Origin of the sequence: Variovorax robiniae (genome assembly GCF_037889955.1) — a bacterium.
Classification (GTDB): Bacteria; Pseudomonadota; Gammaproteobacteria; order Burkholderiales; family Burkholderiaceae_C; genus Variovorax; species Variovorax robiniae.
The window spans coordinates 651,444-671,934 of record NZ_JBBKZS010000002.1 but is presented as its reverse complement, the minus strand read 5'-3'; the positions used below and the strand labels follow the sequence as shown (position 1 = coordinate 671,934).

Below are 20,491 nucleotides of genomic sequence, written 5' to 3'. Positions count from 1 at the left end.
AGGAGGACTGCGATGATCGATGAAGCACAAGCCGTCTCCGACACCCGCCGCTGGCTGGAGCGCGCGGTGATCGGGCTCAATCTCTGTCCGTTTGCCAAGGCGGTGCACGTCAAGGAGCAGATCCACTGGGCGGTCTACCTGCCTGAGAGCGAGGGCGGATTGATCGACGCGCTCTTGTCCGAAGCGGCGGCGCTGGTCGCGCACGTGGCCGCGGTGCGCGACACTACGCTTTTGATCGCGCCCAACACCTTGCCTGACTTCCTCGACTTCAACGACTTCACGGCGCGTGCCGAGCGCCGGCTGGCGCGTGCCGGCTACGAAGGCGTGCTGCAACTCGCAACCTTCCATCCCCGATTCCAGTTCGGCGGCACGGAGCCCGACGACATCGGCAACGCGACGAATCGCGCGCCGTACCCGACCTTGCACCTGCTGCGCGAAGACAGCGTGACCCGCGCGGTCGATGCCTTCCCTGAAGCGGAGGAGATCTTCGAACGCAACATCGGAACGTTGGAGAAGCTCGGCACCGAAGGTTGGGCCGCGCTCGATGTCGGTCCCGGGGCGGCCACACCATGAAAGCCACCGCGAAAGCGCTCAAGGCCGAGGCCGAACTGGCCGACGCCGTCCGTCCCGGCCAGTCGATCGAACTGCTGAAGGAACTGCACATCCTCACGCGCGAGGGCCGGCTGAACCAGGATTCGCGCCGCAAGCTCAAGCAGGTCTACCACCTGTTCCAGTTCATCGAGAAGCTGTTGCGCGAACTGCCGGGCGAGGGCGCGGGCGCGACGCTGGCCGACCATGGCGCGGGCAAGTCGTACCTGGGCTTCATCATCTACGACCTGTTCTTCAAGGCGCTGGGCGGCGGACATGTCTACGGGATCGAGACCCGCGCCGAGCTGGTCGCGAGGTCGAAGGCGTTGGCGAAGCAGCTCGGCTTCGATCGCATGTCCTTCCTGAACCTCAGCGTGGCCGAGTCGGCGCATTCGACGGAACTTCCCGAACGGATCGATGTGGTCACCGCGCTGCATGCCTGCGACACGGCCACCGACGATGCGATCGCCTTCGGCCTCGCGAAGAATGCGCGCTACATGGTGCTGGTGCCCTGCTGCCAGGCCGAACTGGCGGCCAGCCTGCGCGAGAGCAAGGCCCTTGCGCTTTCGCGTACCCCGTTGGCTGAACTGTGGCGGCATCCGTTGCATACGCGCGAGATCGGTAGCCAGCTCACCAACGTACTGCGTTGCCTGCTGCTGGAGGCGCACGGCTACCAGGTCACGGTGACCGAATTGGTGGGCTGGGAGCACAGCATGAAGAACGAGCTGATCATTGCGAAGCGCACCGGCCATCGGAAGGCCAGTGCGGCGCAGCGCCTGCGCGAGCTGCTGGCGCAATTTGGACTCGATGCATTGCAGCCGACGCGTTTTCCGCTGCCCGAGGCCCCGCAATCGCCGGAGCCGGTCGCCACACCCGCCTGAGTCGCTGCCATGGCCCGCCTGCCCCGCCTGACGCTCGCGGACCAGCCGCACCATGTGATCCAGCGCGGCAACAACCGGCAGCCGATCTTCCTCGACACCGAGGACCACGAGCGCATGCTGGCCCTTTTCGCGGAGAACGCGCCGCGCTTCGGCGTGGCGCTGCATGCCTATGTGCTCATGGACAACCACTTCCACCTGCTGGCCACGCCCGCGACCGTGGAAGGGTTGCCGAAGTTCATGCAGGGTGTCGGTCGCAGCTATGTGCGCTGGTTCAACGATCGGCATGGGCGCAGCGGCACCCTGTGGGAAGGGCGCTACCGCTCCACGCTGATCCAGGCGGACCGGTACTTGCTGCCCTGCATGGCCTATATCGACCTGAATCCGGTCCGCGATGGCCTGACGCGGGAGGCGCGCGACTATCCATGGTCGAGTCACAACCACTACGCAGGCTTGCGCACCGATCGCCTGCTGACGCCGCACCCGCTTTACTGGACGCTGGGAAACACCCCGTTCGCGCGCGAAGCGGCCTATGCTGATTTGGTGCACGCGGGGGTCTCGGCGCGAGACCTGATGCTGCTCACCGATTCGACTTTGCAAGGCTGGGCAGCGGGCGACGCAGCGTTCGTCGAGAAACTGCAAGCGGCCACACCGCGCCGTGTGACAAAGGCACGCGCCGGAAGACGGCCACAAACGCTGAAATCAATCGGCTGAATTCGGGTGATGGCCGCATGATCGCTCAGGTCCGTGCTATCGAATTTGATGTGTCCCCAATTAATAGTTGACTATCTAATTCGACAATTAATAAGACTCTGACCCCCATTAAAGTTCTTGGCACTGTTTGTGCAATGCAATATTCTCCGTTTCCCCCGCGAAAAATTGAAGAAGGAGTGCGCCCATGACCACGGATGCAGAAATCAAGCACCTGGAAGAACACGGACTGTATTCGTCCGCCAACGAACATGACGCATGCGGCCTCGGCTTCGTTGCCCACATCAAGGGTGAAAAGCGCCACGACATCGTCACGCAAGCACTCAAGATCCTCGAGAACATCGACCATCGCGGCGCCGTGGGCGCCGACAAGCTGATGGGCGACGGCGCCGGCATCCTGATCCAGATTCCCGATGCGCTGTACCGCGAGGAAATGGCCAAGCAAGGCGTGGACCTCCCGCCTTATGGCGAGTATGGCGTCGGCATGATCTTCCTGCCCAAGGAACATGCCTCGCGCATGGCCTGCGAGCAGGAAATGGAACGCGCCATCAAGGCCGAAGGCCAGGTGCTGCTCGGCTGGCGCGACGTCCCCGTCGACAGCGACATGCCTATGTCGCCCGTCGTCAAGAAGATGGAGCCCATCCTGCGCCAGGTCTTCATCGGCCGCGGCAATGACGTGATCGTGCAGGACGCGCTGGAACGCAAGCTCTACGTCATCCGCAAGACCGCCAGCGCCAACATCCAGAACCTCGCGCTCAAGCACAGCAAGGAATACTACGTTCCGAGCATGTCCAGCCGCACGGTGGTCTACAAGGGCCTGCTGCTGGCCGACCAGGTCGGCGTGTACTACAAGGACCTGTCGGACGAGCGTTGCGTCTCGGCGCTGGGCCTGGTGCACCAACGCTTCTCGACCAACACGTTCCCCAAGTGGCCACTGGCCCACCCGTACCGCTACGTCGCCCACAACGGCGAAATCAACACGGTGCGCGGCAACTACAACTGGATGCTGGCCCGCGAAGGCGTGATGTCCTCGCCCGTGCTCGCGGCCGACCTCAAGAAGCTGTATCCGATCAGCTTCGCCGGCCAGTCCGACACCGCCACCTTCGACAACTGCCTCGAACTCATGACCATGGCCGGCTACCCGATCAGCCAGGCCGTGATGATGATGATCCCCGAGCCGTGGGAGCAGCACGGCAACATGGACGAGCGCCGCCGCGCCTTCTACGAATACCACGCCGCGATGATGGAACCGTGGGACGGCCCGGCCTCGATCGTGTTCACCGACGGCCGCCAGATCGGCGCCACGCTGGACCGCAACGGCCTGCGCCCCTCGCGCTACTGCGTGACCGATGACGACCTGGTCATCATGGCTTCGGAATCCGGCGTGCTGCCCGTGCCCGAGCACAAGATCGTGCGCAAGTGGCGCCTGCAACCCGGCAAGATGTTCCTCATCGACCTGGAACAGGGCCGCATGATCGACGACGAGGAGCTCAAGGCCAACGTCGTCAACACCAAGCCCTACAAGCAGTGGATCGAGAACCTGCGCATCAAGCTCGACGATGTGAAGGCACCGAAGGCAGAAGCGCTCGACAGCGACGTCTCGCTGCTCGACCGCCAGCAGGCTTTCGGCTACACGCAGGAAGACATCAAGTTCCTCATGAGCCCGATGGCGCAGGCTGGCGAAGAGGGCATCGGCTCGATGGGCAACGACAGCCCGCTGGCCGTGTTGTCGAGCAAGAACAAGACGCTCTACAACTACTTCCGCCAGATGTTCGCGCAGGTGACGAACCCGCCGATCGACCCCATCCGCGAAGCGATCGTGATGTCGCTCAACAGCTTCATCGGCCCCAAGCCGAACCTGCTGGACATCAACCAGGTCAACCCGCCGATGCGGCTGGAAGTCACGCAGCCGATCCTCGACTTCACCGACATGGCGAAGCTGCGCGACATCGAGAAGCACACGCAGGGCAAGTTCAAGAGCAGCACGCTCGACATCTGCTACCCCGCCGACTGGGGCCGCGAAGGCATCGAAGCCAAGCTGGCCTCGCTGTGCGCTGAAGCCGTTGACGCGATCAAGGGCGGCAGCAACATCCTGATCGTCAGCGACCGCGGCATGAGCGCGACCCGCGTGGCGATCCCGGCCTTGCTCGCGTCGAGCGCGATCCACCAGCATCTCGTGCGTGAAGGTCTGCGCACCACGGCCGGCCTGGTCGTCGAGACCGGCAGCGCCCGCGAAGTGCATCACTTCGGCGTGCTGGCCGGCTACGGCGCGGAAGCCGTGCACCCCTACCTGGCGATGGAAACGCTGGCCTCGATGCATGCCGACCTGCCGGGCGACCTGTCGGCCGACAAGGCGATCTACAACTACGTGAAGGCGATCGGCAAGGGCCTGTCGAAGATCATGTCCAAGATGGGCGTGAGCACCTACATGAGCTACTGCGGCGCCCAACTGTTCGAAGCCATCGGCCTGAACAGCGACACCGTCAACAAGTACTTCACCGGCACGGCCAGCCGCGTCGAGGGCATTGGCGTGTTCGAGATCGCCGAGGAAACCCTGCGCACCCACGCCGCCGCCTTCAGCGACGACCCGGTGCTGGCCCACATGCTCGACGCCGGCGGCGAATACGCCTGGCGCACCCGCGGAGAAGACCACATGTGGACGCCCGACGCGATCGCCAAGCTGCAGCACAGCACGCGCGCCAACAACTGGAGCACCTACAAGGAATACGCGCAGATCATCAACGACCAAAGCCGTCGCCACATGACCCTGCGAGGCCTGTTCGAGTTCAAGCTCGATCCGGCCAAGGCGATTCCCGTGGAGGAGGTCGAAGCCGCGGCCGAGATCGTCAAGCGCTTCGCCACCGGCGCGATGTCGCTCGGCTCGATCTCGACCGAGGCGCATGCGACGCTGGCCGTGGCGATGAACCGCATTGGTGGCAAGAGCAACACGGGTGAGGGCGGTGAAGATCCTTCGCGTTATCGCAACGAACTCAAGGGCATCCCGATCAAGCTCGGTGATTCGCTCAAGAGCGTCGTGGGCGAAGCCAACGTGGAAGTCGACCTGCCGCTGAAGGCCGGCGATTCGCTGCGCTCGAAGATCAAGCAGGTGGCGTCCGGCCGCTTCGGCGTCACGGCCGAGTACCTGACTTCGGCCGACCAGATCCAGATCAAGATGGCACAGGGCGCGAAGCCCGGCGAGGGCGGCCAGCTGCCCGGCGGCAAGGTGTCGAACTACATCGGCGCGCTGCGTTACTCGGTGCCGGGCGTGGGCCTCATCAGCCCGCCGCCGCACCACGACATCTACTCGATCGAGGATTTGGCACAGCTCATCCACGACCTGAAGAACGTCGCGCCGCATGCCAGCATCAGCACCAAGCTGGTCAGCGAAGTGGGCGTGGGCACAGTGGCCGCGGGCGTGACCAAGTGCAAGAGCGACCACATCGTGATCGCGGGCCATGACGGCGGAACGGGCGCATCGCCCTGGTCGTCGATCAAGCACGCGGGCGGTCCGTGGGAAATCGGCCTGGCCGAGACCCAGCAGACGCTGGTGCTGAACCGCTTGCGCGGCCGCGTGCGCGTGCAGGCCGACGGCCAGATGAAGACCGGCCGCGACGTCGCCATCGGCGCGCTGCTGGGCGCGGACGAGTTCGGCTTCGCCACGGCGCCGCTGATCGTCGAAGGCTGCATCATGATGCGCAAGTGCCACCTCAACACCTGCCCGGTGGGCGTGGCCACGCAGGACCCGATCCTGCGCAAGAAGTTCTCCGGCAAGCCCGAACACGTCGTCAACTACTTCTTCTTCATCGCCGAGGAGGTGCGCCAGATCATGGCGCAACTGGGCATCCGCAAGTTCGACGACATGATCGGCCGCGCCGACCTGCTCGACATGAAGAAGGGCATCCAGCACTGGAAGGCCAGCGGGCTGGACTTCAGCCGCCTGTTCGCGCTGCCGGAAGTGCCAGCCGACGTGCCGCGCTTCCATGTCGAGAACCAGGACCACGGCCTGGAGCACAACCTCGACACCAAGCTCATCGAGAAGTCGCGTGCGGCCATCGACAAGGGCGAGAAGGTGCAGTTCATCGAGGTGGCGCGCAACGTCAACCGCACCGTCGGCGCCAAGCTGTCGGGCGCGCTGACCCGCGTGCATCCGGAAGGCCTGCCGGACGATTCCATCCGCATCCAGCTCGAAGGCACGGGCGGCCAGTCCTTCGGCGCCTTCCTGGCGCGCGGCATCACGCTGTACCTGATCGGCGATGCCAACGACTACACCGGCAAGGGCCTGTCGGGCGGCCGCATCGTGGTGCGCCCGAGCCTGGATTTCCGCGGCGAAGCGGCACGCAACACCATCGTGGGCAACACCGTCATGTACGGCGCGACCACCGGTGAAGCGTACTTCTGCGGCGTGGCGGGCGAGCGCTTTGCTGTGCGCCTGTCGGGCGCGACGGCGGTGGTCGAAGGCACGGGCGACCACGGTTGCGAATACATGACCGGCGGCACGGTCGCGGTGCTGGGCAAGACCGGTCGCAACTTCGCGGCCGGCATGAGCGGCGGCGTGGCCTTCGTCTATGACGAGGACGGCCAGTTCGCCTCGCGCTGCAACCTGTCGATGGTCTCGCTCGACAAGGTGCTGACCAGCGCCGAGCAGACCGCGAGCATGCACAAGAAGATCTGGCACACCGGCCAGACCGACGAGGCGCAACTGCGCAAGCTGCTGGAAGACCACCACCGCTGGACCGGCAGCAAGCGCGCCCGCGAACTGCTGGACGACTGGCCGACCGCGCGCACCAAGTTCGTGAAGGTGTTCCCGAACGAATACAAGCGCGCCCTCGCCGAGATCCACGACCGCCAGGTCGAACTCGCCAGCAGCGGCAACGATGCGCATGCCGGGCTGGAGCCGCATGCCACGCGCAAGCCGGCCAAGGTCTGACTGTTCCAGCTTCTGCTTTTGAAGATCAACTAAACAAACAACCCCGCGACTTGCATCCGATGCAACTGCTTCGACCCCTTAGGGAAACACCACGGAACCGGCTTTGCCGGGCCGTTGGTGTTGCCCCCTTGAGGGGGGGGCGGCTACACGAAGTGAGCAAGCAACGGGGGTGTAAAAGGACTCACGATGGGAAAAATCACCGGCTTCATGGAGCATGAGCGCATCGAGGAGGGCTACAAGCCTGTCGACGAGCGCGTCAAGCACTACAAGGAATTCGTCGTCGGCCTGACGCCGGCGCAAGCCAAGATCCAGGGCGCGCGCTGCATGGACTGCGGCACGCCGTTCTGCAACAGCGGCTGCCCGGTCAACAACATCATTCCGGACTTCAACGACCTGGTCTACCGCGACGACTGGCAAAGCGCCTTCGCGGTGCTGGACTCCACCAATAACTTCCCCGAGTTCACCGGCCGCATCTGCCCCGCGCCTTGCGAGGCAGCCTGCGTGCTGAACGTGAACGACGACGCCATCGGCATCAAGTCGATCGAGCACGCGATCATCGACCGCGCCTGGGACGAGGGCTGGGTCGCGGCGCGTCCGGCGAAGCACAAGACCGGCAAGAAGGTCGCGGTGGTCGGCTCCGGCCCGGCCGGCATGGCGGCAGCGCAGCAACTCGCGCGCGTCGGCCATGACGTGACGCTGTTCGAGAAGAACGACCGCGTCGGCGGCCTGCTGCGCTACGGCATCCCCGACTTCAAGATGGAGAAGTCGCACATCGATCGCCGTGTCGAGCAGATGAAGGCCGAGGGTGTGACCTTCCGCCTCGGCGTGATGGTCGGTGCTGCGAAGGACCCGCTCGGCAAGGGCTCCAAGGTCACGAACTGGGCCAAGGAAATCGTCACGCCCGAGCAGCTCGACAAGGAATTCGACGCGGTGCTGCTGACCGGCGGCGCCGAGCAGTCGCGCGACCTGCCGGTGCCGGGCCGTGACCTCGACGGCATCCATTTCGCGATGGAATTCCTGCCGCAGCAGAACAAGATCAACGCCGGTGACAAGGTCAAGGGCCAACTGCGCGCCGACGGCAAGCACGTCATCGTGATCGGCGGCGGCGACACCGGCTCCGACTGCGTGGGCACCAGCAACCGCCACGGCGCCGTCAGCGTCACGCAGTTCGAGGTGATGCCGCAGCCGCCGGAAGAAGAGAACCGCCCGCTGACCTGGCCCTACTGGCCGATCAAGTTGCGCACCAGCTCCAGCCACGAAGAGGGCTGCGAGCGTGAGTTCGCCATCTCGACCAAGGAATTCATCGGCGAGAAGGGCAAGGTCACCGGCCTGAAGACCGTTCGCGTCGAATGGAAGGACGGCAAGATGGTCGAGGTCGCCGGCAGCGAGCAGACGCTCAAGGCCGACATGGTGCTGCTGGCGATGGGCTTCGTGAGCCCGGTCGCGAGCGTGCTGGAAGCCTTCGGCGTCGAGAAGGATGCGCGCGGCAATGCCAAGGCCACGGTGGAATTCACCGGTGGCTATGCGACCAACGTGCCCAAGGTGTTCGCAGCCGGCGATATCCGCCGCGGCCAGTCGCTGGTAGTCTGGGCCATCCGCGAAGGGCGCCAAGGCGCGCGGGCGGTGGACGAGTTCCTCATGGGGTACAGCGACCTGCCACGTTGACACGGTTGGAAGGCCACCCCCTGGTTCATTTATCATAGGGGGACCGCTGAGCCGGGATGCCTGAAAGGGTTCCCGGCTTTTCTGTTTCATGAGCACCACATCCCCTCCACTGGTCGAATTCAAGGACGTCACGTTCGGCTATGGCGCGCGCGACATCCTGAGCCGGGTGTCCTTCAGCGTGCCACGCGGCAAGGTAACCGCGCTCATGGGCGCCTCCGGTGGCGGCAAGACGACCGTGCTGCGCCTTGTCGGTGGACAACAGCGAGCGCAGCATGGCCAGGTGCTGTTCGATGGCCAGGACGTCGGCAAGATGGCGCCCGCCGCGCTGTACACGGCGCGGCGTCGCATGGGCATGCTGTTCCAGTTCGGCGCCTTGTTCACCGACATGAGCGTGCTGGACAACGTGGCCTTTCCGTTGCGCGAGCATACGAAGCTGCCAGAGGCGCTGGTGCGCGACATCGTGCTCATGAAGCTCGACGCGGTGGGGCTCCGCGGCGCGCGCGACCTGATGCCGAGCGAGGTGTCGGGCGGCATGGCGCGGCGCGTGGCGCTGGCCCGCGCGATCGCGCTCGACCCGGACCTCGTCATGTACGACGAGCCGTTCGCCGGCCTCGACCCGATCTCCCTCGGCACTGCCGCACGACTGATCCGCCAATTGAACGACACACTGGGGCTGACCAGCATCATCGTGTCGCACGACCTCGAAGAGACATTCCGCATCGCCGACCACGTGATCGTGCTGGCCAACGGCGGCATCGCCGCACAGGGACGGCCCGAGGACGTACGCAAGAGCACTGATCCGCTGGTGCACCAGTTCGTGAATGCGTTGCCGGACGGGCCGGTTCGCTTTCACTACCCGGGCGTGAGCGTGGCGGACGACTTCGGCAACTCGCAAGGTGGTCGTGCATGAGTTGGTGGCGACCCTCCGACATCGGCTTCGCCGTACGAAGCAAGCTTGCCGACATCGGCCATGCGGCCGGGCTGTTCGTGCGGCTGCTCGGCCCTGGCGCCCGGACCTTTGGCCGATTCGGCTTGGTGCGGGACCAGATCCATTTCCTCGGCAACTATTCGCTCGCGATCATTGCCGTGTCCGGCCTGTTCGTCGGCTTTGTGCTGGGACTGCAGGGCTACTACACCTTGCAGCGCTACGGATCGGCCGAAGCCCTTGGCCTGCTGGTCGCACTGGGCCTGGTGCGTGAACTCGGTCCGGTCGTGGCCGCGCTGCTGTTCGCGGGCCGCGCAGGCACCTCGCTCACGGCCGAGATCGGCCTCATGAAGGCCGGCGAACAACTCAGCGCCATGGAGATGATGGCCGTCGATCCCGTGGTGCGCATCCTCGCGCCGCGCTTCTGGGCCGGTGTCATCACCATGCCGCTGCTGGCGGCGGTGTTCAGCGCGGTCGGCGTGATTGGCGGCTACATCGTCGGCGTGGTCATGTTGGGCGTCGATGCCGGCTCCTTCTGGGGCCAGATGCAGGGCGGCGTGGACGTGTGGCGTGACGTCGGCAATGGCGTCATCAAGAGCATCGTGTTCGGCTTCACCGTCACTTTCATCGCATTGCTGCAGGGCTACGAGGCCCAGCCGACGCCCGAGGGCGTCTCGCGTGCCACCACACGGACCGTGGTGATGGCGTCGCTCACCGTACTGGGGCTGGATTTCCTGCTCACCGCGATGATGTTCAACATTTGAGTAGAGGGACGACCATGCAACGCTCCAACAAAGACATCTGGGTCGGCCTGTTCGTGCTGATCGGCGCGGCCGCATTGCTGTTCCTCGCCTTGCAATCGGCCAACCTTCTGAGCCTCAATTTCCAGAAGACGTATGCCATCAAGGCTCGCTTCGACAACATCGGCGGCCTCAAGCCGCAGACCGCAATCAAGAGCGCAGGCGTGGTCGTGGGCCGGGTCGAGTCCATTTCCTTCGATGACAAGACTTACCAGGCCAGCGTCACGCTCGCCTTGCAATCCCGCTACAGTTTCCCGAAGGACAGCTCGCTCAAGATCCTGACCAGTGGCTTGCTCGGCGAGCAATACATCGGGATCGAGGCGGGCGCCGATGAAAAGAACCTGCAGCCGGGTGACACGATCACGGCCACGCAGTCGGCCGTCGTGCTGGAGAACCTGATCAGCCAGTTCCTCTACAGCAAGGCCGCCGAAGGCAGTTCGCAGCAGAACAACAACAGCAAGAAATGAAACGCAGTCCCTCCCCACGCGGCGCCATCAGGAAAATGGCCCGAAGCATTCGCATGGCCGGCGCCGCCGTCGGCTTCGCATTGATCGCCGGCCACGCCGGCGCACAGGCCTCCAACCCGGTCGATCCGTTCGAGCCCGTCAACCGTGCGGTCTTCCGCTTCAACGACACGCTCGACGAAAACGTGCTCATCCCCACGGCCAAGGCCTATCGCGCCGCGGTGCCACAGCCCGTCCGGACCGGCGTCGGCAATTTCTTCAACAACATTGGCGACGTCTGGAACTTCGCCAACAGCGTGATGCAGTTGCGCGCGCAGAACAGCGCCCAGACCTTCATGCGGCTGAACGTCAACACCGTGTTCGGGCTGGGCGGCATCCTCGACGTGGCCACCGAACTCGGCATCGAGCGGCACAAGGAAGACTTCGGCCAGACGCTGGGCCGCTGGGGCGTGCCGTCCGGTCCCTTCGTCATGCTGCCCGTGCTCGGGCCATCGACGGTGCGCGATACCGCGGCGCTGATCGTGGACCTCAATGGCGACGGCGTTGCGGCCATCAAGCCGGTGGCGGCGCGCGACATCAGCTACATCCTGCGCGTGGTGGACGCGCGCGCGCAGTTCCTGCGCGCCAGCCAGTTCCTGGGCGAGGCCGCGCTCGACAAGTATTCGTTCATGCGCGATATCTACCTCCAGCGCCGCCAGGCCGACGTGGATGACGGCAAGCCGCAGAAGGACGATGACGGCGGCGGCCGTTGATCACACTTCGCTTGCATTTGGTTTCGGGCGTGTAAAGCCTTCGGGAACCGTGTGCGCCGCGCGTCGCTCTGACGCGTTAGGGCCCTTGTGGCCCGTTTTGATAGGAAGGACTAACTCGATGAACCAGATTCTGAAACGCCGCGCATTCGGTCGTATTGCCATGGCGAGTGCGCTGCTGTTCAGCGGCGCGGCCGTCTACATGACCCCCGCCCGCGCTGCGGACGAAGCGCCCGACGCGCTGGTCAAGCGCCTGACCACCGAGACGCTCGACACCATCCGCAACGACAAGTCGATCAAGGCCGGCGACATCAACAAGATCATGGCGCTGGTCGATGCCAAGGTCATGCCGAACCTGAACTTCCAGCGCATGACGGCCTCGACCGTCGGCCCGGCATGGCGCACGGCCACCCCCGAGCAGCAAAAGCGGCTGCAAGAGGAATTCAAGCTGCTGCTCGTGCGCACCTATGCCGGCGCGCTCGACCAGGTGACCGACCAGGCCGTGACCGTGAAGCCCTACCGCGGTTCACCGGACGACAAGGACGCGCTGGTGCGCACCGAGGTTCGTGGCGCCAGCGGCGGCGAGCCGATCCAGCTCGATTACCGGCTCGAAAAGACCCCCGGCGACGGCAGCGGCTGGAAGATCTACAACCTGAACGTGATGGGCATCTGGCTGGTCGATACCTACCGCACCCAGTTTGCGCAGGAGATCAACGCCAAGGGCATCGACGGCCTGATCGCCGTGCTGGCCGCCCGCAACAAGGGCAACAGCGCCAAGAGCTGACGACCATGCTGGTGCTGCCGACCCGCCTCCTGCACGACGATGCCCCCGCCTGCCTGCGCATGCTGCAGCAGGGGCAGGCGGCCACCCATGAGTCGGTGACGGTGGTGGATGCCAGCGCGCTGAAGCAATTCGATTCGTCGGCCATCGCGGTGCTGCTCGAATGCCGCCGCGAGGCCAGTGCCGCGGGGCGTGGCTTCGCGGTCAAGGGCCTGCCGCCGAGGCTGCGCGAGCTCGCCGCGCTGTACGGTGTTGCGGGCCTTTTGCCGGCCGCACCCTGAGAAAACCCGGCCCGGCATAAAATCGTGGGCTCCCATGCCCGCGATCTCGTTCCAATCGGTCTCCAAGACCTATCCCCCCTCACGTCAGCAACGGGCCCAAGGCAAGACGGGTCTGCGCGCGGTCGATGAGGTTTCCTTCCAGATCGAAGAGGGCGAATTCTTCGGCCTGCTCGGCCCCAATGGCGCCGGCAAGACCACCCTCATCAGCATGCTCGCCGGCCTGTCCCGGCCCACGGCGGGCAGCATCAGCGTGCACGGCTTCGACGTGCAGCGCGACTATGCGCAGGCGCGGCGGCAACTCGGCATCGTGCCGCAGGAGCTGGTGTTCGACCCGTTTTTCAACGTGCGCGAGTCGCTGCGCATCCAGTCCGGCTACTTCGGCATCCGCAACAACGAAGCCTGGATCGACGAGTTGCTGCAGAGCCTCGGCCTGACCGACAAGGCTTCGGCCAACATGCGCCAGCTTTCCGGCGGCATGAAGCGGCGCGTGTTGGTGGCGCAAGCGCTGGTGCACAAGCCGCCGGTGATCGTGCTGGACGAGCCCACCGCCGGCGTCGACGTCGAGCTGCGCCAGACGCTGTGGCAGTTCGTCGCCAAGCTCAACAAGCAGGGCAGCACGGTGCTGCTGACCACGCATTACCTCGAAGAAGCCGAGGCGCTGTGCAACCGCATCGCCATGCTGAAGCTGGGCCGCGTGATTGCGCTCGACAGCACCAGTGCCTTGCTGAGCGGCGCCCACAGCAACGTGCTGCGCTTCAAGACCGATGCCGACCTGCCCTGGGCCATCGCGCAACATGCGCGCATCACCGGCCGCATCGTGCAACTTCCGGCGCGCAATGCTTTGGAGGTCGAGCAATTGCTGGCCTCGATCCGAGAGGCTGGGGTGGCCGTGGAAGACGTCGAAATGCGCAAGGCGGATCTGGAAGATGTGTTCATCGACCTGATGGCGGGCGAGCAGACGCCGTTGGAGGTGGCGCGATGAGCGGCGCCGGGCCGTCCCAAGCCGCGAACGTCCCCTCGGGGGGCAGCGAGGACACGCCGGTGCCGAGCGTGGGGGTACTTCAATGATCGCTGTCACGGGGTGGCGCGCGCTGCTCTACAAGGAAACGCTGCGCTTCTGGAAGGTCGGCTTCCAGACCGTAGGCGCGCCGGTGCTGACGGCCTTGCTGTACCTCATGGTGTTCGGCCATGTACTGGAAGGCCGCGTGACGGTCTACGGCACGGTCGGCTACACGGCCTTCCTGGTGCCGGGCCTGGTGATGATGAGCGTGTTGCAGAACGCCTTCGCCAACAGTTCGTCCTCCATCATCCAGAGCAAGATCATGGGCAATCTCGTGTTCGTGCTGCTCACGCCGCTGTCGCACTGGGGCTGGTTCCTGGCCTATGTCGGTTCGTCGATCATCCGCGGGCTGGCGGTCGGTGTCGGCGTGTTCGCGGTGACCATGTTCTTCGCGATGCCGGATTTCGTTGCGCCGCTGTGGATCGTCGTCTTTGCCTTCCTGGGCGCCGCGATGCTCGGCACGCTGGGCCTCATCGCCGGGCTCTGGGCCGAGAAGTTCGACCAGATGGCCGTGTTCCAGAATTTCCTGATCATGCCGATGACCTTCCTGTCCGGCGTGTTCTATTCGATCGGCTCGCTGCCGCCGTTCTGGCAGAAGGTCAGCCACCTGAATCCGTTCTTCTACATGATCGACGGCTTCCGCTACGGGTTCTTCGGCGTGAGCGACGCGTCGCCGTGGCTGAGCTTCGGCATCGTGGGCACGGCCTGGCTGTTCGTCAGCGCGGTGGCCGTTCATCTGCTGCGGATCGGCTACAAAATCCGTGGCTGAACATGTCTGTCTCCCCGGTCGCTGCGCACTTTGTGCGTGACTCCCACCCCTCTCTGAGGGCGCACACGCGGCCCGGAAGAGTCGGTCCCGCGGTGCTTCCCAAATGACCACGTATCACCATGACCGCTGAAGAACTCAAAGCCATCATTGCCGCCGGACTGCCGTGCGAACACCTGACGCTGGAGGGCGATGGCCGGCATTGGTTCGCGACCATCGTGTCGGCGGAGTTCGAGGGGCAGCGCGCGATCAAGCGACACCAGAAGGTGTACGCCACCCTCGGTGCGAAAATGCACACCGACGAAGTGCATGCGCTCTCGATGAAAACCTACACGCCGGCCGAATGGTCGGCGCAGAAATAGACAGAACCGGGCCCCTTCGGCCACTCCCTGGATTCCTGATGGACAAATTGTTGATTCGCGGCGGGCGCAAGCTCAGCGGCGAGGTGCTGATTTCAGGCGCCAAGAATGCCGCGCTGCCCGAACTGTGCGCCGCGCTGCTGACCGACGAGCCGGTCACGCTGCACAACGTGCCGCGCCTGCAGGACGTGACCACGATGCTGAAGCTGCTGCGCAACATGGGCGTGGCGGCCGAGCGCGATGACAACGGCACGGTCCGCATCGATGCCGGCCCACTGCACAACCCCGAGGCGCCCTACGAACTGGTCAAGACCATGCGCGCCTCCGTGCTCGCCCTCGGCCCGCTGCTGGCGCGCTTCGGCAAGGCCCGGGTCTCCTTGCCGGGTGGCTGCGCGATCGGCTCGCGCCCGGTGGACCAGCACATCAAGGGCCTGCAGGCCATGGGCGCCGACATCTCGGTCGAGCACGGCTACATGGTGGCCGGCGTGCGAGGCGGCGGCAGGCGCCTGCACGGCGCGCGCATCACGACCGACATGGTCACGGTCACCGGCACCGAGAACTTCCTCATGGCCGCCGTGCTGGCCGAGGGCGAGACGGTGCTCGAGAACGCCGCACAGGAGCCGGAGATCCCCGACCTGGCCGAGATGCTCATCTCGATGGGCGCGCAGATCGAAGGCCACGGCAGCAGCCGCATCCACATCCAGGGCGTCGAGCGCCTGCACGGCTGCACGCACCGCGTGGTGGCCGACCGGATCGAGGCCGGCACCTTCCTCTGCGCGGTGGCCGCGGCCGGCGGCGACGTGCTGCTGCGCCATGCGCGGGCCGACCACATGGACGCGGTGGTCGAGAAGCTGATCGAAGCCGGTGCGACGGTGACGGCAGTGGAAGGCGGCGTGCGCGTGAAAGCTTCCGGTCGCCTCAGGGCGCAGAGCTTCCGCACCACCGAATACCCCGGCTTCCCCACCGACATGCAGGCGCAGTTCATGGCGCTCAACGCCATCTCGACCGGTACCTCGACGGTGACGGAAACCATCTTCGAAAACCGCTTCATGCACGTCGACGAAATGCTGCGCCTCGGCGCTCGCATCCAGCACGACGGCAAGGTGGCCGTGGTCGAAGGCGTGGAGCAGTTGTCCGGCGCGACCGTGATGGCCACCGACCTGCGTGCCTCCGCCAGCCTGGTCATCGCCGGCCTGGTGGCCGACGGCGAGACGCTGGTGGACCGCATCTACCACCTCGACCGTGGCTACGACCGCATGGAAGCCAAGCTGCGCGGCATCGGCGCGGACATCGAGCGCATCAGCGAAAGAGTCACCGCATGACCATCACGATCGCCCTGTCCAAGGGCCGCATCTTCGACGAGACGCTGCCGCTGCTGTCAGCCGCCGGCATCGAGGTCACCGAGGACCCCGAGAAGTCGCGCAAGCTGATCCTGCCGACCTCGCAGCCCGACGTGCGGGTCCTGCTGGTGCGCGCCTCCGACGTGCCGACCTACGTGCAGTGGGGCGGCGCCGACCTTGGCGTGACCGGCCTCGACACCATGATCGAGCACGGCACCGCCGGCCTCTACCTGCCGCTGGACCTCAAGATCGCCGCCTGCCGCATGAGCGTGGCCGCGCGCGAGGACTTCGACTATGCCCACGCCGTGCGCCAGGGCGCGCGCCTGAAGATCGCGACCAAGTTCGTCGCCATCGCGCGCGACCACTTCGCCACCAAGGGCGTGCACGTCGACCTGATCAAGCTCTACGGCAGCATGGAACTCGCGCCGCTCACCGGCTTGGCCGACGCCATCGTCGACATCGTCTCGACCGGCAACACGCTGCGGGCCAACCACCTGGTCGAGGTCGAGCGCATCATGGACATCAGCGCCCGCCTGGTGGTCAACCAGGCCGCGCTCAAGCTCAAGCGCGAGCCGATCCGCCGCATCATCGACGCCTTCGCGTCCGCCATCCAGCCCTCCTGACGCCATGACCCTGACCGCCGCACCTCTCCGTCTTTCCACGACTTCGGCCAGCTTCGAGGCCGAATTCAATGCACGGCTGCATTGGTCCGCGGATGCCGACGCGGCCATCGAGAAGGTGGTCGCCGACGTGCTGGCCGACGTGCAGAAGCGTGGCGACGCGGCGGTGCTCGAGTACACGCGCCGCTTCGATGGTCTCGAGGCGGCGACGGTGCGCGACCTGGAACTCACGCAGGCCGATTTCAAGGAAGCCTTCGATTCGCTGCCGCAGGCGCAGCGCGATGCCTTGCAGGCGGCGGCGGCGCGCGTGCGCAGCTACCACGAGGCCCAGAAGAAGGCGAGCGGCGAGAGCTGGACCTACCGCGACGCCGACGGCACGCTGCTGGGCCAGAAGGTGACGCCGCTCGACCGCGTCGGCATCTACGTGCCGGGCGGCAAGGCAGCCTATCCATCTAGCCTGCTGATGAACGCGATCCCGGCGCACGTGGCCGGCGTCGGCGAGATCATCATGGTGGTGCCGACGCCCGCCAAGGGCAGTGTGGCGACCGGCGGTTCCGGCGCTGGTGCATCTTCCAAGGGCGAGCGCAACGTCTTGGTGTTGGCCGCGGCCTACGTGGCGGGCGTGACGCGGGCCTTCACCATCGGTGGCGCGCAGGCGGTTGCCGCGCTGGCCTACGGCACCGAAACCATTCCGGCCGTCGACAAGATCACCGGCCCCGGAAACGCCTACGTGGCTGCGGCCAAGCGCCGCGTGTTCGGCACCGTGGGCATCGACATGATCGCCGGCCCGAGCGAAATCCTGGTCTTGGCCGACGGCAGCACGCCGCCCGACTGGGTGGCCATGGACCTGTTCAGCCAGGCCGAGCACGATGAACTGGCGCAGAGCATCCTGCTGTGCCCCGACGCAGCCTACATCGACGCGGTGCATGCTTCCATCGACAAGCTGCTGCCGCAGATGCCGCGCGCCGACATCATCGTCGCCTCGCTCAACGGCCGCGGCGCGCTGATCCAGACGCGCGACATGGAAGAGGCCTGCGCCATCAGCAACCGCATCGCGCCGGAGCACCTGGAAGTCAGCAGCCAGGAGCCACACCGCTGGGAACCGCTGCTCAAGCACGCCGGCGCGATTTTCCTCGGCGCCTTCACCAGCGAAAGCCTAGGCGACTACTGCGCGGGCCCGAACCACGTGCTGCCGACCTCCGGCACGGCGCGCTTCTCGTCGCCGCTGGGTGTCTACGACTTCCAGAAGCGCTCCAGCCTGATCGAGGTCAGCGCGCAGGGCGCGAAGGTGCTGGGTCCGATCGCGGCGGAACTGGCTTACGGCGAGGGGCTTCAGGCACACGCGCGCGCGGCGGAAATGCGGCTGGAGTCGGTGCCGCCGTCCGCAACGGAATAGGCGCAAGGCATTGCCGCCTCGCCAGCGAAACTGATCCGGCCCATCCAGAATCCGATCGAACGTTCATGAGCACCCTTGCCCGCGCCTTATTCGCTCGCAGCCGTCCGGCACTTCGCGCAGCCGTCCTGTGCGCGCTGCTGGCGGGCGGGGCCCTGACGCACGCCATGTCGATCCGCGAAATGCGCACGCTCGAAGCGACGGAGAAGGACGGCAAGGCCTACGCCGGCTACTACCTCGTCGGCGTCCTCGAAGGCCTGCGCGAAGCCAGCGACACCGAACAGCGCAGCGGCCGGAAGCCCCTGTTCTGCGTCGAAGGCCGCCGCCTGGAGCCGGCCATGGCCCGCTCCCTCTATCAGGGCGAACTCACCCGCAACGCCGACAGCTACGAGGCCGACATGCCGGTGCAACTGGTCATGTCGAATGCACTGCAAAGCAGCTACCGCTGCACCCACTGAACAACCCCATGAACGCTCCCCAGACCCATGCCGGCGCGCTCGGCCGCATCCGTGCCGACGTCCAATCGATGCACGCCTATGCCGTGCAGGACGCCCGCGGAATGCTCAAGCTCGACGCGATGGAAAACCCCTTCGGCCTGCCGCCCGCGCTGCAGGCCGAACTGGGCCAGCGCCTCGGCGCCCTCGCGCTCAACCGCTATCCCGGCGACCGCGGCAACGACCTGCGTCGTGCGCTCGCCGCCCACGCAGGCATGCCCGAAGGCTTCGACCTGATGCTGGGCAATGGCTCGGACGAGTTGATCTCCCTGCTGGCCATCGCCTGCGACCTGCCGGGCGCCACCGTCCTGGCACCGGTGCCGGGTTTCGTGATGTACGCGATGAGCGCACAGTTGCAGGGCCTGAATTTTGTCGGCGTGCCGCTCACGGCCGATTTCGAACTCGACGAGTCCGCCATGCTCGCCGCCATCGCGCAGGAAAAGCCGGCCATCGTCTACCTCGCGTACCCGAACAACCCGACCGCCAACCTCTGGGACGAAGCCGCGATCGACCGCGTCATCGCGGCGCAAGGCGAGCAGGGCGGCCTGGTCGTCATCGACGAGGCCTACCAGCCCTTCGCCGGCAAGAGCTACATCGACAAGGCCGCGCAGCACAGCCATGTGTTGCTGATGCGCACGCTGAGCAAGTTCGGCCTGGCAGGCGTGCGGCTGGGCTACCTCATGGGGCCGGCCGCGCTCATCGCCGAGATCGACAAGGTGCGCCCGCCCTACAACATCAGCGTGCTCAACTGCGAGTGCGCGCTGTTCGCGCTGGAGCATGCCGATGTGTTCGATGCGCAGGCCGCGCAGATCCGCGCGGAGCGTGCGCGCATCTTGCAAACACTGGACCGGACAGGCGTCAAGCACTGGCCCAGCGACGCCAACATGGTGCTGATCCGTGTGCCCGACGCAGCAAAGACCTTTGACGGAATGAAGGCACGCGGCGTGCTTGTCAAGAACGTTTCTAGAATGCACCCCTTGCTGGCCAACTGCCTGCGCCTGACGGTCGGGACTTCCGACGAAAATGCGCGCATGCTGGCAGCACTTGAAGCATCCCTATGAATACCCCCACGGCACCCGAAGCAGTCGTCGCGGCCGGCGCGCGCACTGCGACCGTCAACCGCAACACCGCCGAAACCAAAATCACCGTCAGCGTCAATCTGGACGGCACCGGCAAGGCCAGGCTCTCCACGGGCATCGGCTTCTTCGACCACATGCTCGACCAGATCGCCCGTCACGGCCTGATCGACCTCGACATCGACTGTGAGGGCGACCTGCACATCGACGGCCATCACACGGTCGAGGACGTCGGCATCACGCTGGGCCAAGCCGTCTTCAAGGCGGTTGGCGACAAGAAGGGCATCCGCCGCTACGGCCATGCCTACGTGCCGCTCGACGAGGCGCTCAGCCGCGTGGTCATCGATTTCTCCGGCCGCCCGGGCCTGGAAATGCACGTGCCCTTCACCAGCGGCATGATCGGCACCTTCGACAGCCAACTCACCTACGAGTTCTTCCAGGGCTTTGCCAACCATGCCCTGGTCACGCTGCACATCGACAACCTCAAGGGCGTGAACGCGCACCACCAGTGCGAAACCGTCTTCAAGGCCTTTGCACGCGCCCTGCGCGCTGCGCTCGAACTCGATCCGCGTTCCGCCGGCGTCATTCCCTCGACCAAGGGCTCCCTCTGAAAG

Annotated in this window: 20 protein-coding genes; all 20 read left to right on the top strand. The window is 65.7% G+C overall.

The window, feature by feature from the left end; translation table 11 throughout:
- Nucleotides 1-12: 12 nt before the first annotated feature.
- The 20 genes from WKW79_RS07420 (at nt 13) to hisB (ending at nt 20,488) form a co-directional block, all read left to right on the top strand.
- Nucleotides 13-573 carry a DUF1415 domain-containing protein gene (locus WKW79_RS07420; RefSeq protein WP_340334451.1) on the top strand — a complete coding sequence of 187 codons (561 nt, stop codon included), beginning with the start codon at nt 13-15 and terminating at the stop codon, nt 571-573.
- The gene (locus WKW79_RS07415; RefSeq protein ID WP_340334450.1) at nt 570-1,469 is read left to right on the top strand and encodes a class I SAM-dependent methyltransferase; all 900 of its coding nucleotides are present in this window, start codon (nt 570-572) and stop codon (nt 1,467-1,469) included. The genes WKW79_RS07420 and WKW79_RS07415 overlap by 4 nt, the downstream gene beginning before the upstream one ends.
- A 9-nt stretch (nt 1,470-1,478) precedes the next feature.
- A complete protein-coding gene (locus tag WKW79_RS07410) occupies nt 1,479-2,180 on the top strand; it encodes a transposase (RefSeq protein WP_340334449.1) in 702 nt (233 codons plus the stop codon).
- A 184-nt stretch (nt 2,181-2,364) separates the two neighbouring features.
- The gene (locus WKW79_RS07405) at nt 2,365-7,104 is read left to right on the top strand and encodes a glutamate synthase-related protein (protein WP_340334448.1); all 4,740 of its coding nucleotides are present in this window, start codon (nt 2,365-2,367) and stop codon (nt 7,102-7,104) included.
- Nucleotides 7,105-7,290: 186 nt separating this feature from the next.
- The gene (locus tag WKW79_RS07400; protein ID WP_340334447.1) at nt 7,291-8,769 is read left to right on the top strand and encodes a glutamate synthase subunit beta; all 1,479 of its coding nucleotides are present in this window, start codon (nt 7,291-7,293) and stop codon (nt 8,767-8,769) included.
- 88 nt (nt 8,770-8,857) lie between these two features.
- Nucleotides 8,858-9,679, top strand: coding sequence for an ABC transporter ATP-binding protein (locus WKW79_RS07395; protein ID WP_340334446.1), 822 nt, complete (start codon nt 8,858-8,860; stop codon nt 9,677-9,679).
- A complete protein-coding gene (gene mlaE / locus WKW79_RS07390) occupies nt 9,676-10,458 on the top strand; it encodes a lipid asymmetry maintenance ABC transporter permease subunit MlaE (protein ID WP_340334445.1) in 783 nt (260 codons plus the stop codon). Before WKW79_RS07395 ends, mlaE begins: the two co-directional genes overlap by 4 nt.
- A gap of 14 nt (nt 10,459-10,472) precedes the next feature.
- The gene (gene mlaD, locus WKW79_RS07385; protein ID WP_340334444.1) at nt 10,473-10,961 is read left to right on the top strand and encodes an outer membrane lipid asymmetry maintenance protein MlaD; all 489 of its coding nucleotides are present in this window, start codon (nt 10,473-10,475) and stop codon (nt 10,959-10,961) included.
- 35 nt (nt 10,962-10,996) lie between these two features.
- The gene (locus tag WKW79_RS07380; RefSeq protein WP_340334443.1) at nt 10,997-11,710 is read left to right on the top strand and encodes an MlaA family lipoprotein; all 714 of its coding nucleotides are present in this window, start codon (nt 10,997-10,999) and stop codon (nt 11,708-11,710) included.
- A gap of 118 nt (nt 11,711-11,828) precedes the next feature.
- Nucleotides 11,829-12,491 (top strand): MlaC/ttg2D family ABC transporter substrate-binding protein, encoded by a 663-nt coding sequence (locus tag WKW79_RS07375; protein ID WP_340334442.1) that lies wholly within the window; start codon nt 11,829-11,831, stop codon nt 12,489-12,491.
- A gap of 5 nt (nt 12,492-12,496) precedes the next feature.
- On the top strand, nt 12,497-12,769 hold the full coding sequence (locus WKW79_RS07370) for an STAS domain-containing protein (protein ID WP_340334441.1): 273 nt from the start codon (nt 12,497-12,499) through the stop codon (nt 12,767-12,769).
- Between the two features lie 34 nt (nt 12,770-12,803).
- Nucleotides 12,804-13,751: an ABC transporter ATP-binding protein gene (locus WKW79_RS07365; RefSeq protein WP_340334440.1), complete on the top strand. Its 948-nt coding sequence runs from the start codon at nt 12,804-12,806 to the stop codon at nt 13,749-13,751.
- A gap of 82 nt (nt 13,752-13,833) precedes the next feature.
- Complete coding sequence (locus WKW79_RS07360; protein ID WP_340334439.1) at nt 13,834-14,598, top strand: ABC transporter permease; 765 nt, start codon at nt 13,834-13,836, stop codon at nt 14,596-14,598.
- A 119-nt stretch (nt 14,599-14,717) separates the two neighbouring features.
- Nucleotides 14,718-14,957 carry a BolA family protein gene (locus WKW79_RS07355; protein ID WP_340334438.1) on the top strand — a complete coding sequence of 80 codons (240 nt, stop codon included), beginning with the start codon at nt 14,718-14,720 and terminating at the stop codon, nt 14,955-14,957.
- 38 nt (nt 14,958-14,995) lie between these two features.
- Nucleotides 14,996-16,276 carry a UDP-N-acetylglucosamine 1-carboxyvinyltransferase gene (gene murA, locus WKW79_RS07350; RefSeq protein ID WP_340334437.1) on the top strand — a complete coding sequence of 427 codons (1,281 nt, stop codon included), beginning with the start codon at nt 14,996-14,998 and terminating at the stop codon, nt 16,274-16,276.
- Nucleotides 16,273-16,917 (top strand): ATP phosphoribosyltransferase, encoded by a 645-nt coding sequence (gene hisG / locus WKW79_RS07345; RefSeq protein ID WP_340334436.1) that lies wholly within the window; start codon nt 16,273-16,275, stop codon nt 16,915-16,917. The genes murA and hisG overlap by 4 nt, the downstream gene beginning before the upstream one ends.
- Before the next feature lie 4 nt (nt 16,918-16,921).
- Nucleotides 16,922-18,310: a histidinol dehydrogenase gene (hisD, locus tag WKW79_RS07340; RefSeq protein WP_340334435.1), complete on the top strand. Its 1,389-nt coding sequence runs from the start codon at nt 16,922-16,924 to the stop codon at nt 18,308-18,310.
- A 65-nt stretch (nt 18,311-18,375) separates the two neighbouring features.
- Nucleotides 18,376-18,765, top strand: coding sequence for a hypothetical protein (locus WKW79_RS07335; protein WP_340334434.1), 390 nt, complete (start codon nt 18,376-18,378; stop codon nt 18,763-18,765).
- Between the two features lie 8 nt (nt 18,766-18,773).
- Nucleotides 18,774-19,862 (top strand): histidinol-phosphate transaminase, encoded by a 1,089-nt coding sequence (gene hisC, locus WKW79_RS07330; RefSeq protein WP_340334433.1) that lies wholly within the window; start codon nt 18,774-18,776, stop codon nt 19,860-19,862.
- Nucleotides 19,859-20,488: an imidazoleglycerol-phosphate dehydratase HisB gene (gene hisB / locus WKW79_RS07325; RefSeq protein WP_340334432.1), complete on the top strand. Its 630-nt coding sequence runs from the start codon at nt 19,859-19,861 to the stop codon at nt 20,486-20,488. The genes hisC and hisB overlap by 4 nt, the downstream gene beginning before the upstream one ends.
- Nucleotides 20,489-20,491 lie beyond the last annotated feature (3 nt).